This window comes from Pantoea sp. CCBC3-3-1, from assembly GCF_007981265.1.
In the GTDB taxonomy this organism is placed as follows: Bacteria; Pseudomonadota; Gammaproteobacteria; order Enterobacterales; family Enterobacteriaceae; genus Erwinia.
The window spans coordinates 2,257,812-2,272,276 of sequence record NZ_CP034363.1; the positions used below are offsets into that span (position 1 = coordinate 2,257,812).

Sequence of the window (14,465 nt, forward strand, 5' to 3'; positions counted from 1 at the left end):
CTCGGCCGGGTTTTTTGTTTTCAGGAAGGTGCAGGCGCGTTAAACGCCGTCTCCCACGCGTAAATTTATACCTTAACCGTTTTCAGCAGATAATCCGCCAGTCGCAGGCTGAGGGCCGCGCCGGTCAGCGTTGGATTCATGCAGGAGGCCGAAGGCATGACGCTGGTCCCGGCAATAAACAGGTTAGGGTGATCGTGGCTCTGGCAATGGCGGTTGACCACGGAGTTTTTGGCATCATCGCCCATGATCGTCGTGCCCATAATGTGCTGCCGATCCTGATAGCCCGTATCGATTTTTGACACGTCCGCATTGAGCAAACGGGCGAAATTATCAAAATCCAAAAGCCCCTGGGTTTTACCGGCGTGCCAGTAATCGGTCACGCTGTAGTAAATTTCCGGTACCGGCAGGCCAATCGCGTCCTGCCGGGTTTTGCTCGGCACGATACGGTTTTCCGCCAGCGGCAGGGTTTCAAAGTCGATGGCAAAGTTCAGCGATCGCGCCGACATCCGCTTTAACTCTTCATCCAGTTTTGAACCCAGCACGCCTTTTTTGATCAGCGAAGCCGCGTAGTCAGCGGTCGGCACGGTATTACGCACTTTGATTTTGTAGCTGGGGAAATCCTTGCGGAAAGGGCCGTCGCGATTATTCAGATAAACCAGCAGTTCGGTTGGCCCCTGTCCCGGCCAGACGTCCTCTTTCATCATCACATTCATGCTGATGCCGGTATGGCCCATCAGATTGCGGCCAACCTGGTCCGAACCGTTAGCAATGCCGTTCGGGTAACGTGCCGAGGTCGACATCAGCAGCAGCTTGGGCGATTCAATCCCGTAAGCCGCCAGCACAAAATAGTTGGCGGTCAGGTGGTGGTTGGAGCCGTCAGGTTTGCGATACCAGATACCGGTGATCTTTCCCGCGTCGTCCGCCTCGATTTTATACACCACCGAATTATCCAGCAGCGTTGCGCCGTGTCGTTCCGCTTCGTCAATATGCATTGAACCATCATATTTGGCCGCGATGGGGCAGACAGGATTGCAGTTATTATTGCCTGCGCAGGCCGGACGTCTGCCGTACGGGCGGGTGGCGCGACCGTTCGGTTCCATCACCGGGTTGTAGCCGCCTTTACCCAACAGTTCAGAGAGCCGTTTAAACAGATAGCTCGGCTCCAGACCGGTCATTGGAAAAGGCGTCGAGCGCGGCGGCCAGGCTTCGCCGCCGTGCCCGCTCTCATCCTGGCCATCCATACCGGAAACGCCCAGTTCCCGCTCCGCGCGGCCATACCAGGGTTCCAGCTCCTGATAGTCAATCGGCCAGTCGCGCCCACGACCGTACAAGCTTTGCAGCTTAAAGTCGTTGGGGATCATCCGCCACAGCGCCGAGCCAAAATGCCAGGTGGTGCCGCCGACCACGCGCAGGTATTTGGTGGGGTACTTCACCGGGCCTGTCTGTTGCAGATACTCGCCATAGGTGGAAGGGACATGAGGCAGGTCGGGATAGGGTGAGCCTACGCCCTGCAATTTCATATTGGTCAGCGACATCTTGAATGGCGAGTTGCGAAACCGTTCGACAATTTCCTGGCGCTTAATGCGCGGGCCGGCCTCGACGATAATTACCGATTTGCCGGCTTTCGCCAGCTCGGTCGCGACCAGGCCGCCCATCACGCCGGAGCCAATAATGACTACGTCGGCATCAACCTGCTTCATGCTGCTTCTCCTTTCTCTTTCACCTTCTGCGCCGGATCCCAGCCCCAGGAATCGGGGCCACCGCCGTAGGTTGGCACCACTAAAATATCTTTCGTTGGCAGATACATCATTGCGTCGGCATAGGCGATCAGTTCGCTGCCTGCGCCTTCACCGACCACGCCGGTATACCAGCTGGCGATAATTAACGAGGCGGTTTGAAAAAGCGGGTGTGTCGCATCAACAGCCCGAAGAAAGGCATCCACATGGGCGAAATTCTGCGTGGCAATATAGCCTTTGAGGGCAGCAAACCGCGTTGGGAAATCCGCATAATGTCGGCACAGGGCAGAGTAATAGCGTTCAGCGAGGATCGGGCTGGCGGGTCGGCTGACCAGAAAAGAGGAGGTCGCGACAAAGCCGCTCTCCGCGCTTTGCTGTGCAGCGGCCATTTGCGCCGGGAACAGCGAGGAACAAACGGCGCTGAGTGACAAAACGGCCATACCTTGTAATAAGCGGCGGCGGCTGAAAGCCGGAGACGCTTTAGTGTTCTGTGGCATTACGCCTCCTTTTTCTGCTGAGCAGGATAAAAATAGCGATCAACACAACCAGCGCTGCGGCAATGCCGGCGATCGCTAAAGGTCGGGTCAGCTGTACCAACAACGGCGCATCGCCGCCTTCGCGCAATGTTTTAACCTGCTGCGCGGTAACGGAAACCTGCGGATTACCGAAGTTTTTTAAGACGTAATTACTGACGTCGGCGATCTGTTGGTCGTTAAGACGATTGGTAAAGTCGGCATCTGGTCCGAAAGCGGGCATCGCGACAGGCTGATTATTGACGTTGCGCTGCACGCCAAACAGGATGGCTGAAACGAGGTTATCGGGCCGATCGGCTCCGGTTGCGCTGTTATGAAAAAGTGCAGGGTAACGCGAGTTGCCCTGGCCTGCGGGCTGATGGCAGTTTGCACAGCTGCCGCTGAACACAACCCAACCGGGATCGGCGCTGGCCTGGCCGCGCAGCTGCTGTTCACTGTCGGCGCCAGCACCATAGCCATCCCGAGCCTGGGGAGCGCCGGTATTCACGGCGGGAACCTGACGCAGGTAGGCCACAATCGCCTGAATATCCGCATCGGAAAGGTGCTGCAAACCGTGCTCGATAGCTTCCGCCATCGGCCCTGCCGCCTGCGCTTTACCGTCAAGGCGGCCCGTTTTCAGATATTCACTCAGTTCAGCGGCGCTCCAGTCGCCAATGCCAGATTGATCCGGTGTGATATTCGGTGCATACCAGCTGCCCAAACTGCCGCCGGAGAAAGCCCGATCGTTTTGCTGGCCCATCAGCACATTGCGCGGCGTGTGGCAGGTATCACAGTGCGCCAGCGCATTCACCAAATAGTCTCCCCGGTTCACCAGGTCAGACTTATCGGGATTCGGCATAAAGCGGCGACCGTCGGCAAAAAACATATTCCATACGGCCATGGATGCACGAATGTTGTAAGGAAAGGGCAGGTGGGTTTGCGGCGTGGCAATATCGACCGGGGCCACGGCGTTCATGAAATAGAGATAAAGTGCGTGAATATCGTCGTCGCTGATGGCGGCGTAAGAGGTATAAGGCATAGCAGGGTAAAGATGTTCACCCTGTTTATTCATGCCTTCCCGTACCGCCCGCGCAAAATCCTGCTCGCTGTATTCACCGATGCCATCGGTTTTTGACGGGGTAATATTACTCGCGAAAATGCTGCCTAACGGCGACTGTATTGCATAGCCGCCCGCCATCGGCGCGCCTTGATGCGGCGAGGTGTGGCACGCTCCGCAGTCGGCGGCCGTGGCAAGATATTTTCCTTTGGCAATCAGATCCTGGTTCTCGTCAGGCTGCGCGTGCGCAAACTGCATCCCGGTGACAAGGATCAGGCTCATCGCCAAAGGCAGACAATGTCGTCTCACCTGACATGCTCCTGTAAAAGTGAAATGTCGTTATTTTTATTAGAAAGTGCCGGTTGCCCCCGGAAAACCGGCGGCAGCCGGCTTTAGAGCAGTTCGTAATCGTTGAAGATAAGCGGCGTATCGCCCCCGTTGGTGAGCTCGATTTTTTCCGGCCCGGTTAGCTGGGCATCACCGCGATGCAGCCAGACCTCTTTATTACGGTTAGGCTTGCCGGGAATCGATTCCAGCAGGCGACCCTCGGTAAAGAAGACGCGCACGCCTGGCCCGTGCTGGTTATAGAGCGTGGTGCTTTCGCCGGGTTGCAGCGTGACTTTCCAGCCCTTCACCGTTTTTTGATCCAGAACCTGCTGGAACACCGGCAGATCGGGACGCGTCGCGCCGCCAAAATGCTGGGGGCCGGGCTGGTTGATCTCAAAGGCGACCTGCTGGTTCAGCGTGGTGCCGGTATTGGTCACTTTGTCGGTTTCTGACTTGCCCTGATGCGCGCCAAACTTGACGTTGCCACTTTTCATCTCGCCATCTTTTGGCGGCTTATCGGGATAAGTGGTGTGCGTCAGGCTGCCATCAATATGGGTATTCACGTAATCAAGATGCTGCTCGTGAAACAGCGTGGACTGGCCCGGCCGGATCATCACGCGCATCACGGTGACATATTGGTTTTCCATAATCACGTGATGCAGCGGTTCCAGATTGGTGGCGACAACCTGTTCTGCGGCACTGGCAACAGGCGAAGCGGCAAAAGCAAAGCCCGTAGCGATGAGGGCGGAAAGAAGGGATTGCGAAGTACGTTTCATAAGATCTCCGGTTAGGGCTGGTCTGCCGGGCCGTAGCCGACCCGGGTTAAACTTATTTCTCAACAACAGTGACCCAGTTAGCGCCTTTATCCGTTGGATACTGGCCGGCCAGCGTCAGCGCGCCGGTTGACGTATTGATGGTATAGAGCGAAAGCTGAGTGGATTTCTGCCCGGACTCAATCAAAAAGCGTCCGCTGTTATCGATGGCGAAGCCCCGCGGCTGCCGTTCGGTCTTAACGCTGCTGAGATAAGTCAGATGACCGTTGTTCGGGTCAACTGAGAAGGCGGAAAGGGTACTGCTGGTGCGTTCGGTCGAGTAGAGAAAGCGGCCATCCGGCGTCAGATGAATATCTGCCTGCCAGATGCGGGGCTTCTGAGAAGGCGGCAAATCGTCATCACCGGTCAACGGTCTGGCCTCGCCACGCTGCATCTCTTCTTTCGGCGAGACCGAATTCACCACTTCTGCGGGGGTGGTGGTGCCATTGGCATTCACCGTCAGCCGCGAGATATTGCCCGCCATTTCGGTCAGAATATAGAGGTTGCGTTTACCCTGCTTATCCAGCGCGGGCGCAAAAGCAAAGTGACGCGGGCCGGTTGCCGCCTCGTCCTGAATATTAACGAACGGCGGATCGTTTGGCGTGACCTTGCCCGTTGCCGCGTCAAAGCGGTACTGCAACAGTTGATCGGCGCCCAGCAGGGTAACGTAGAGAAAATGATTGGTAGGATCGACCTGAATAGCATGGGCGCGTTTACCGGTATGCACGACCTGAACCGGCTCGGCCTCGACCAGCCCCTCTTTGTTAATACGGTTGATACTGAACAGATCGCCACCGTAGGAGGCGCTAAGCAGGTAATGTCCCTGCTTATCCAACGACAGATAGGCCATGCTTTCCGGCAGCGGCGTCTGGCCTGCTTTTACCAGCTGTCCATCGGGCTGAATATGAAAGGCCGCCACGCTGTAAGGCTTGCTGCGTACCGAGACATAAAGCATTTTTTTGTCGGGTGACACCACGGAGGACATCGCTTTTGCGCCCGCCGGAAACGTGCCGATCGGCTGTAGCGCGGGTTTGTTTTTATCCAGCTGATAACCGGTAACGGTGCCGCTGTCGGCGTTGGAGACGTAGATCAGGGTTTGTGCCTGCGCGGTTCCGGCCAGCGTCATTAACGACAGAAGGGTGCCAGCATAAAGATTTTTATTCATTGTTATATCCTTATTATTTAACGGTAAGGTGTTACCAGCGGGCAGAAAATACCTCGCAAAGCTCGGCCACCTCATCCTCACCCAACGGCTGAGGCTTAACCGTCGCCTGCATCCACAGCTTTGCCGTTTCTTCCAGCTCCTCTAAGGCAAAGCAGGCGGCGGCAATCGAGTTTCCCCAGATAACCGGGCCAAGCCGCGCGAGCATGACGCCGCGTACCTCAAGCGCCAGCTGAGCAACCCGATCCGCCACCTGTGGCGCACCCGGGCGACAGTATGGGATCAGCGGGATTCTGCCGACTTTCATCACCTGATAAGGGGTAATCGGCGGCAGAATGCTGGCTTCCTGCCAGACACCTTGCAAAGTCAGTCCTACCAGACTGGTAGAGTGAGTATGGACGACCGCCTGCACTTCGGGATTGCGATCGTAAACCTGACGATGCAGCAGCAGCGTTTTTGACGGCTTGTCACCGGCGATCCAGTCACCGTTCAGGCTGACTTTGGCGATACGATCCGGTTCAAGCCGGCCCAGGCAAGCATCCGTTGGCGTAATCAGCCAGCCGTCGGCCAGTCGGGCGCTGATGTTTCCGGCACTACCGACGGTATAGCCGCGATCGAACAGGCTTTTACCCGCCAGGCAGATCTCTTCACGCAATTGCAGTTCACTCATTTTTTTCTCCGCTTTGAGGGTCAGGCTTTATGATCGGCCGCGACCACGCCGCTGACCTGCTGGTTTTTTTCAATCGCCAACGGTTCGATTTTGCCCATGACAAACATGAAGTTCAGCGCGCCAACGAGACAGATCCCGCCAGCGACCAACAGCGGCACCACAAAGGAACCGTGGCTCAGGGTCAGCATCAGCCCGGTAAACGATGCGGTGACAATGCCCGCGAGGTTGCCGGCAAAATTCTGGATACCGCCGAGAGTGCCGACGTAGCCGGAATTCGGCGCGACATCAGCAGGCAGCGTCCAGATATTGGCGGCGGTAAAAGCTAAACCGGCATAGGTAAGCGAGAACAGCGTCAAAATCACCGTAACGCTGCTGGTAAAAGCGGCGAAAGCAATCACGGAAGAGAGCAGCATCCCGGCAATCAGGCAGGATTTACGCGCGGTGGTTAGCGAAAAGCCTTTGCGATAAAGCCAGTCGGAAGTGATGCCGCCCAGCAGACTGCCGGGAATGCCCATCAGGGCAGGGATGGCACCAATCGTCCCCAGCTCTTTCAGGGAGAAACCGTGCGCCATGGTCAGATAGGTCGGGAACCAGGTCACAAAGAAATAGGTGGCGAAGTTCATGCAGAAAAAGCCGATCATCATGCCCCACACCGTTCTGAAGCGAAACAGACCGGCAATATTGACCTTCTCATTTTTATCCACTGTCTGGACGCCGCGATCGGCCAGCAGGTTCTCCCGCTGTTCAGGGTTCAGGCCTTTCATCGCCTCTGGTTCGCGATAAAACAGCAGCCAGATAGCCACCCAGGCCAGGCCCAGCGCGCCGGTAACCACAAACGAGGTTTCCCAATCCCAGGTGCTGATCAACCAGGCAACCAGAGGCAGCGCGATGGCGCTACCGGCACGCGGACCGGCATCAAAAATGCCGCTGGCCGTCGCCCGCTCCTTCTTCGCAAACCACGAATAGACCACTTTTGCACAGCCGGGATTACCGCCAGATTCCCCGATCCCCAGCAGCAGGCGTGAAGCAAAAAGGGAACCGAAGCCCCGACCAAATGCGGTCACGACGGTAAACAATGACCACCAGCCTACCGCGATAGCCAGACCGGCACGGGCACCCAGCCGGTCAAGCAGGCGACCGGCAGGAATTTGCATCAGTGCGTAAGTCCAGAAAAATGCGCCAAGGATCAGCCCCATGCTGGTGTCATCCAGCCCAAGATCTTTTTTAATATGCGGTGCAGCGATGGCGAGGTTAATGCGATCTATGTAGTTGATGGCGATGGCGAAAAAGCAGAATGCAATCATCAGCCAGCGGACTCGTGGGTATCTACGCATGGTGAATTCCTTTATTATCTCGGTGCGTTGGCGAGCGGGCCGGGACGCCTGTCGTCAGGTTGATTGTTATCGTTTGGTAAATTTTGGTCTGTTTCTGATAATATGATGTTAAAAGTAAGCGATTACAAAATTCAGTCAAGCAAAAAGTAAGCGCTTTCAAAACGAGATCTGGCCTGTCTGCAATTTTTGTGGACGGCATCACTAATTTCACTCTGGAGACCGACGATGTCCGATAAGCCTTCACCTCCCGCAAGAGTTTCTCTGGAAGATGTTGCCCAGCGTTCGGGGGTGTCCACCGCGACGGTCTCTCGGGTATTGAACGGCAGCGCGTCGGTGCGGCAGTCACGTCGCGAGGCGGTAGAGCGAGCCTGTGAGGAATTGGGATATGTGATTAATCGTGCGGCAAGAACGCTGGCGTCACGACGCAGCATGACCATTGGCGCGGTTGTACCCACGCTGGCGACGGAAACGTTCTCCCGCCCGCTGGCCAGCTTTCAGCAAAAGATCCATCAGTCGGGTTACACGCTGCTGCTGGCCAATTCCGACTTCGATCCGCAGACCGAACTGAACGAGGTGAACAAGCTGGTGGAGTACGGCATCGATGCGCTGATGCTGGTGGGCAACAGCCACCATCCGCGTTTGTGGGAACGGATTAATCAGCAGGGGATCCCCTGTATTCAGACCTTTTCCGTCGATCAGCGCTACCCCAGCGTCGGCTACGATAATCAGCTGGCAGCGAGTGAAATGACGGCGCATCTGCTGGCGCTGGGCCACCAAAAGTTTGGCGTCATCGTCGGCACGCCGCCTTCTAACGATCGTATTTCTGAACGCATTACCGGCACGCGCAATGCGCTGGCAGCGGCGGGTTTGCAGCTTGATGAGGCGAATCTTATCAGCAGCGCTTTCACCATGAACGAAGCACGACAGGCGATGTTTCAGCTGCTGGATGGCCCAAACCCGCCTACCGCCGTGATCTGTGGCAATGATTTACTGGCATTCGGCGCAATGCGCGCGGCGACAGAACGCTATCTGCGCATTCCTGGCGATATCTCCATAACCGGCTTTAACGATTATGAATACGCTGAACACCTTGAACATCCGCTAACCACCATGCGTGTGGAGCTGGCGCAGATTGGTCTCTGTGCGGCGGACTACCTGCTGGCTACGCTAAACGGTGAAGACGCGCCCCGGCAAACACAGCTAAAGCCGGAGCTGATTGTACGCGGCAGCAGCGGTTCCGCGCCTCGCCAGCGCTAACCCTTAGTTGCGCAGCGACATGCCGAACGCCTCGAACGCCCGGCCCGCTTCGGCAGAGCGCAGGAAATCGAGCAGCGCGGCGGCCCCCTGCGGATTCTGCGCGTTGGCAAGCACGCCAGCTGAGATCGAGGTCGGCTGCTGCACGGCATCCGGTAGCGGCCCAATCACCTTAATGCCTTTCACCGCCAGCAACTCGCTGATCTGCTGTACGGCAATGTCCGCTTTGCCTGCGATAAGCTGGCTGGCGGTAAAACCTTCGCCGATCGTGGTGGCGCGGGCAGCCATCGCTTCTTCAATCCCCAGCTGCTTCAGCACCGTCTGAAAGTAAATGCCGCTGGCACCGCCCAGAGACCAGCAGACGGATCTGGCGGCCAGCAGTGCTTTTTTCAGCGCCTCAACGCTGCTGATATCGGGCGCTTCGGCTTGCGGCAGCATCGCCAGACCAATCGGTGAATCCACCAGCTCCACGCGGCTGCCGCCCGTAACCACCCCTTCGGCAATCAGCTTATCCATCGCCTTAACGGTAACGATAACCGCATCGGCCGGCTCTCCAGCGGCCAGCTTTTTTTCAATCGCCGTGGTGGGGCCCCAGTCGATCGCCAGCGGATTATCCGGATGCTGTGTTAGCCACGTGGCTTCCAGCTGTGTAAAGGGCGCCCGGATGGCGAGCGCGCTGAACAGGCGAATTTGTTGGTTTCTGCTCATAAAAATCCTCTTAAAAGAGTGTTAACCCTGCACAGGAGCAGGGAGCATGCGCAGGCAAAAAAAAGCCGTCCGTAGCAGCCCTTAACGGGCCGTCCATAGCGCGTGATGCTTGCTCCAGGCGTGTGCTCCTTTCGTTCCAGGCGCGTGCCCGTTATCAGCTTTTCCGCAGGTAGCTGGCGTCAAGTTCTGCTGGTGTACGCACGCCAATCAGCGCCAGATCGCGGTCGATTTCGTCCCGTAAAATATGCATGGCGTGTTCCACACCTGTTTGGCCGCCCACCACGGCGGCGTAGAGGAAAGGACGTCCGAGAAAGACAAAATCCGCGCCCAGCGCCATCGCTTTCATCACGTCGGTACCACGACGAATACCGCTGTCGATGATCACTTTCATTGCGCCTTTTTTGGCCGCGATTTCCGCCAGCGTTAGCAGCGGCGGCACGGTGTGATCCAGCTGGCGACCGCCATGATTCGATAAAATGACCGCGTCCGCCCCCAAATCCCGTGCGATAAAAGCATCTTCCGGTGACATCAGTCCTTTGATTACCAGGTTGCCGGGCCATTTTTTGCGAATGGCCTCGACGTTTTTCCAGCTCAGCTTGTCGCGTGCCTGAGTATTGCGTACCTTGCTGGACATCATCGGCGGGCCACGTTCGGCATCGGTATTTTCAAAGTGTGGTGCGCCGTGGCGCAGAAAGGTTTGTGCCACCGTTCCCAGCAGCCAGCGAGGGTTCATGGCGCTTTGCAGCGCCACTTTTGGCGTAATTTTTATCGGCATGCTAAACCCGCTGCGGGTGTTGTGCTCGCGGTTGCCGAGCATCGGCGTGTCACCCGTCACCACCAGCGTCTGATAACCAGCGGCGGCAACGCGATCGAGTAAGCGGTCGATGCGTGGCTGATCGCCCGCCAGATAAGCCTGGAACCAGGCGTCCGGGTTCGCCTTATGGACATCTTCCAGTTTTACCAGCGACGATGCGCTGAGGATCATCGGTACGTTCATCTCCCGTGCGGCTTTAGCCAGGGCAATATCTGCCTGATAAGCCACAAAAGAGGCGCCCCCCAACGGCGCCACGCCAAACGGGTGCTGATAAGCGTGACCGAAAAGCGTGGTGCGCTGATCGCGGCCAGAGACGTCTCTGAACATGCGGGGAATAAAAGTATATTGTTGATAAGCTTCGATGTTTCCGGCAATGCCGCGTCCGGTTTCCACGCCGCCTGCCACATACTGATAGATCATATTCGGCAGGCGGCGTCGTGCGTGACGTTCAAAATCATCTAACGCCAGCAAATCACGAAAATGGCGCGGTACCGTTTTTACCGCCGGACTCTTCACGACCGAGGGCGATGCCGTACGCAGGGAAGAGGAATTTGCAGATGATGTCATAGTGCGTTCTCACAATCGGAGGATAACCATCAGGCTCGGGCAGGACTGCGCCTGACCAAACAGGAAAAAATTTTGTAAGCGCTTTCAATTTTGGTCAATCATCTCTAACATTTCAATAACACCCTGGCATCCTTATTGGGTTTTTATGTGATCCGGCTCACTTTACAGCAATATTTGTAAGCCCTTACATTTAACGCAACCCCCCGACAGCCTGTTTTCTGGAGATGATTATGCGATCCCGAATTGTATTACTGCACGCCACGCCCGTCGCGATGACGCCGATCCATACTGCTTTTAACGAGGTCTGGCCGGAGGCGGAAACCGTTAATTTGCTGGATGACGGGCTTTCTCTTGACCGCGCCAGGGAAGCGGAACTTTCGCCAGCGCTGACGGAGCGCTTTGTCCGGCTGGGACGCTATGCGTATGACATGCAGGCGCAGGGGATTCTGATTACCTGTTCCGCCTTTGGACCCGCCATCGATAAGCTGGCAGCCGCCTTGCCCATTCCGGTGTTAAAACCGAACGAAGCGATGTTTCATCAGGCGCTTGCGCAGGGGAAAAATATCGGCATGCTGGCAACGTTTGGCCCGGCGGTAGAGACGATGACGGAAGAATTTAACGACTATGTTAAGCAGCATCATTCTTCGGCCCGTTTAACGACGGTGCTGGTTGATAAGGCCATTGATTTACTGAAGCAGGGCGATGCCGAAAGCCATAACCGGCTGGTGGCTGAACGCGCACAGGATCTGGCCGGTTGCGATGTGATTATGCTGGCGCATTTTTCCACTTCCCGTGCGGCGGTCAGCGTGCGCCAACAGGTTTCGGTGCCGGTGCTGACCGCGCCTCATGCGGCCGTGCAGCAGATGAAAGCCCGCATCGCGGGTAAGGAGTGACGTATGTTAATTGGCGTAATTGCAGATGACTTTACCGGCGCCAGCGATATCGCGGCTGCCCTGACCAAAGGATTGGGAGAAGGGGGGCTGAAAACCACCCAGTATCCGGGCCTGCCGACCCGACCCGCCGGGGGCGATGTTGAAGCAGGCGTGATTGCCCTTAAAAGCCGCTCAATACCGGCGCAGGAAGCCGTGGCGCAGTCGCTGGCTGCCTGCCGCTGGCTGTTGGATCAGGGCTGCCAGCAGATTGTCTTTAAATATTGCTCAACTTTTGACTCTACGGACGAGGGCAATATTGGTCCGGTCATTGATGCGCTGGCGGCACTGTTGGAGACGGAGAGCGTCGTCGTTTGTCCGGCGTTCCCTGCAATGGGCCGTACGGTTTATCAGGCGCATCTGTTTGTGCATGACCAACTGCTCAGCGAATCCGGTATGGCCCATCACCCGCTGACGCCCATGAAAGACGCCGATTTGCGACGCGTGCTGCAACCGCAGACGACGAACCGCGTGGCGCACGTTCCGTGGCAAACGGTGGTTCAGGGCAGCCAGGCAATCCAGGCGCTTTTTGCTCAGCAGGCACAGCAGGGGCGAACGCTGCATATTGTTGATGCCCTTAGTGATTATGATCTGACGGCTATTGGTCGCGCCTGTGCAGGAGCAAAACTTGTCACCGGCGGTTCAGGCATTGGACTGGCGCTGTCGCACAATTTTATCCGTAGCGGACAGGCATTTGGCCAGGCGGTGGGGGCGTCGTTTGTTAACGGGCCGGAAGCCATCCTGGTCGGCAGCTGTTCGGGGGCGACCCGTGAGCAGGTAGCCTGGCATCAAAAAACGCATCCGGTGATGGCAATCGAGGTGAAAGCAGTACTGAGTGGCGAAACCGGGCCGGAACAGATTGTGGCTTTTATTCGGCAAAATCAGGGTAAGTCGCCGTTGGTATACTCATCAGGCGAGCCGGATGCGGTTAAGGCCATACAGCAGCAGTATGGTCGGGAAAACGTGGCAGGCGCGCTGGATAATCTGTTTGGCGAAGCCGCAAAGCAGCTGGTTGCTGCCGGCGTAAGGCGAATAGTTGTCGGCGGCGGTGAAACGTCGGGTGCGGTCGTGAGCGCGCTGAATTTAACGGCGCTGGAAATTGGTGAAGAGATCGATCCCGGCGTGCCGGTAATGCTATCAAAAGGAGATAACCCGATTGCGCTGGCCCTGAAGTCAGGCAATTTTGGCGGGAAAGACTTTTTTGCACGTGCGCTGGAAAGGCTGAAGGGGCAGGCGGTTTCGGGAGATGATGCTCACATAATGCCAGCACAGGTGATGCGCCGCTAATGTTTGGGGCACTGTTTAGCTTCTGCCCAAAAAAAGATGAGGAAGTTCTTTATTTGGAAATGGAGGATATTGTGAACAAGGATTTGGATATTTCTATTTTGATATCCAGTCAGTTAAAACCGTACTGCTCCTACGTAATGATGATGAACGTTGTCTGGAAGAGGGACCATCGAAAGCCAAACGCGTCAGATGCATGCTGAAGAAGATGGATCGGGAAACCGCGCTACGGGTTCCTGGTGCGCTCTGGCAGCATAAAACAGAGTCTGTGCCTGAGCAGGCTGAACAAAGCCGTAATGCGAATTTGACCGGCTTTATACCCTTAAAAATAAACTACCCGGCACGTCGAAGTAATGTGCCGGGAGTTCCCGGAGCCCGCAACTTACTCCGCCCAGTCTTCCAGCACCAGACCCGGTACCCGCTCAAACTCCCGCGTGTTATTTGTCACCAGAATCGCCCCTGCCGCAATCGCATGCCCGGCGATCGCCGTGTCGTTCGGGCCGATTGGCGTGCCGGCCAGTCGAAGTGCCACCTTAATATCCGTGGTGGCGTCCACCGCGGCGCGATCCCAGGGCAGGATGGCATCGAGGCGGGCGCAGAACGCGTCAACCAGCCCCATGTGGCGCGGCGAGGCCTTCGGGCCAGTGGCACCGAAGCGCATCTCCGAATAGGTAATGGCCGAGACAACGATACGCTGATTACGCAGCACTGCCTGCTCCAGGCGCTTTAGTACGGCTTCCGGCTGTTCGCGCATGATGAACGAGCAGATACAGGTGTCAAGCATATAGGTGTTGTTCACAGGTCAAATCGTCCTTCGTCGCTAACAACGTCTTCGCGCTCTGCCATAAAGTCCGGGTCGGCCTTTTCCAGGCTGGCAAACGAGCTCCAGGTCGGCCGGACGGGACGCAGGATGATGCTGTCTCCTTCCCGGATAATCTCCAGCTCGCTTGCTCCCTCAAAATCCAGATCCCGGGGCAGACGGATGGCGCGATTGTTGCCGTTTTTAAAAATAGAAACTGTGCGCATGGTTTTTCCTCATATGCTGAGTGTGCAAGGGGGATTCCCGCATAGGGGTAGTATATGCTGATTAATCCGCTTTGTATATGTTATGCATATGCAGATATCCAGCACATTTCTGTTTATCAAAACGAAAGTGAAAATACCGATGTGTGGGCGGCAGGTTATAAGGAGGGAATCCAGGTAATTGTTAGTAAAAGAAAGATATTAGATGTGGAAAATGTCCCCAAACTTATATTGCATAAAGTAAAGGGGGGGAACATTGACGGGTAAGCCGTCGCT

15 protein-coding genes and 1 pseudogene are annotated in these 14,465 nt (G+C 56.4%); 5 read left to right on the forward strand and 11 right to left on the reverse strand.

What is annotated here, in order from left to right; translation table 11 throughout:
* Positions 1-65 precede the first annotated feature (65 nt).
* The 7 genes from EHV07_RS10585 to EHV07_RS10615 form a co-directional block, all read right to left on the reverse strand.
* Positions 66-1,700 carry a GMC family oxidoreductase gene (locus tag EHV07_RS10585; RefSeq protein WP_147197692.1) on the reverse strand — a complete coding sequence of 545 codons (1,635 nt, stop codon included), beginning with the start codon at positions 1,698-1,700 and terminating at the stop codon, positions 66-68.
* Complete coding sequence (locus tag EHV07_RS10590) at positions 1,697-2,233, reverse strand: sugar dehydrogenase complex small subunit (RefSeq protein WP_147197694.1); 537 nt, start codon at positions 2,231-2,233, stop codon at positions 1,697-1,699. Before EHV07_RS10590 ends, EHV07_RS10585 begins: the two co-directional genes overlap by 4 nt.
* On the reverse strand, positions 2,217-3,587 hold the full coding sequence (locus EHV07_RS10595; protein WP_147200594.1) for a c-type cytochrome: 1,371 nt from the start codon (positions 3,585-3,587) through the stop codon (positions 2,217-2,219). The genes EHV07_RS10590 and EHV07_RS10595 overlap by 17 nt, the downstream gene beginning before the upstream one ends.
* A 110-nt stretch (positions 3,588-3,697) precedes the next feature.
* Positions 3,698-4,408 (reverse strand): hypothetical protein, encoded by a 711-nt coding sequence (locus tag EHV07_RS10600; RefSeq protein ID WP_147197696.1) that lies wholly within the window; start codon positions 4,406-4,408, stop codon positions 3,698-3,700.
* A 52-nt stretch (positions 4,409-4,460) separates the two neighbouring features.
* Positions 4,461-5,609, reverse strand: a complete 1,149-nt coding sequence (locus tag EHV07_RS10605; RefSeq protein WP_147197697.1) for a beta-propeller fold lactonase family protein — start codon at positions 5,607-5,609, stop codon at positions 4,461-4,463.
* 31 nt (positions 5,610-5,640) lie between these two features.
* Positions 5,641-6,276, reverse strand: a complete 636-nt coding sequence (locus EHV07_RS10610) for an aldolase (protein WP_147197699.1) — start codon at positions 6,274-6,276, stop codon at positions 5,641-5,643.
* A 20-nt stretch (positions 6,277-6,296) separates the two neighbouring features.
* Positions 6,297-7,610 carry an MFS transporter gene (locus EHV07_RS10615; protein WP_147197701.1) on the reverse strand — a complete coding sequence of 438 codons (1,314 nt, stop codon included), beginning with the start codon at positions 7,608-7,610 and terminating at the stop codon, positions 6,297-6,299.
* Positions 7,611-7,835: 225 nt separating this feature from the next.
* On the opposite strand from EHV07_RS10615, the gene EHV07_RS10620 reads away from it, so the two are divergent.
* Positions 7,836-8,867, forward strand: coding sequence for a LacI family DNA-binding transcriptional regulator (locus EHV07_RS10620; protein WP_147197704.1), 1,032 nt, complete (start codon positions 7,836-7,838; stop codon positions 8,865-8,867).
* A 3-nt stretch (positions 8,868-8,870) separates the two neighbouring features.
* On the opposite strand, the gene EHV07_RS10625 is transcribed toward EHV07_RS10620, so the two are convergent.
* Complete coding sequence (locus EHV07_RS10625) at positions 8,871-9,572, reverse strand: substrate-binding domain-containing protein (protein ID WP_147197706.1); 702 nt, start codon at positions 9,570-9,572, stop codon at positions 8,871-8,873.
* A gap of 154 nt (positions 9,573-9,726) precedes the next feature.
* Positions 9,727-10,953, reverse strand: coding sequence for an alpha-hydroxy acid oxidase (locus EHV07_RS10630; RefSeq protein ID WP_147197708.1), 1,227 nt, complete (start codon positions 10,951-10,953; stop codon positions 9,727-9,729).
* 230 nt (positions 10,954-11,183) lie between these two features.
* Here EHV07_RS10630 and EHV07_RS10635 point away from each other — a divergent pair, with 230 nt between their 5' ends.
* From EHV07_RS10635 to EHV07_RS25175, 3 genes and pseudogenes are all read left to right on the forward strand, one after another.
* Entirely contained in the window at positions 11,184-11,846 is a 663-nt protein-coding gene (locus EHV07_RS10635; protein ID WP_147197709.1) for an aspartate/glutamate racemase family protein, read from the forward strand.
* Between the two features lie 3 nt (positions 11,847-11,849).
* Entirely contained in the window at positions 11,850-13,169 is a 1,320-nt protein-coding gene (gene otnK, locus EHV07_RS10640) for a 3-oxo-tetronate kinase (RefSeq protein ID WP_147197711.1), read from the forward strand.
* Positions 13,170-13,308: 139 nt separating this feature from the next.
* Positions 13,309-13,464: pseudogene (locus tag EHV07_RS25175) on the forward strand (DUF3644 domain-containing protein); the annotation flags it as partial.
* An 84-nt stretch (positions 13,465-13,548) separates the two neighbouring features.
* Here EHV07_RS25175 and EHV07_RS10650 read toward each other — a convergent pair.
* Positions 13,549-13,965, reverse strand: a complete 417-nt coding sequence (locus tag EHV07_RS10650; RefSeq protein WP_147197713.1) for a type II toxin-antitoxin system VapC family toxin — start codon at positions 13,963-13,965, stop codon at positions 13,549-13,551.
* On the reverse strand, positions 13,962-14,192 hold the full coding sequence (gene vapB / locus EHV07_RS10655; RefSeq protein WP_147197715.1) for a type II toxin-antitoxin system VapB family antitoxin: 231 nt from the start codon (positions 14,190-14,192) through the stop codon (positions 13,962-13,964). Before vapB ends, EHV07_RS10650 begins: the two co-directional genes overlap by 4 nt.
* Before the next feature lie 54 nt (positions 14,193-14,246).
* Here vapB and EHV07_RS10660 point away from each other — a divergent pair, with 54 nt between their 5' ends.
* Positions 14,247-14,456 carry a hypothetical protein gene (locus EHV07_RS10660; protein ID WP_147197717.1) on the forward strand — a complete coding sequence of 70 codons (210 nt, stop codon included), beginning with the start codon at positions 14,247-14,249 and terminating at the stop codon, positions 14,454-14,456.
* Positions 14,457-14,465 lie beyond the last annotated feature (9 nt).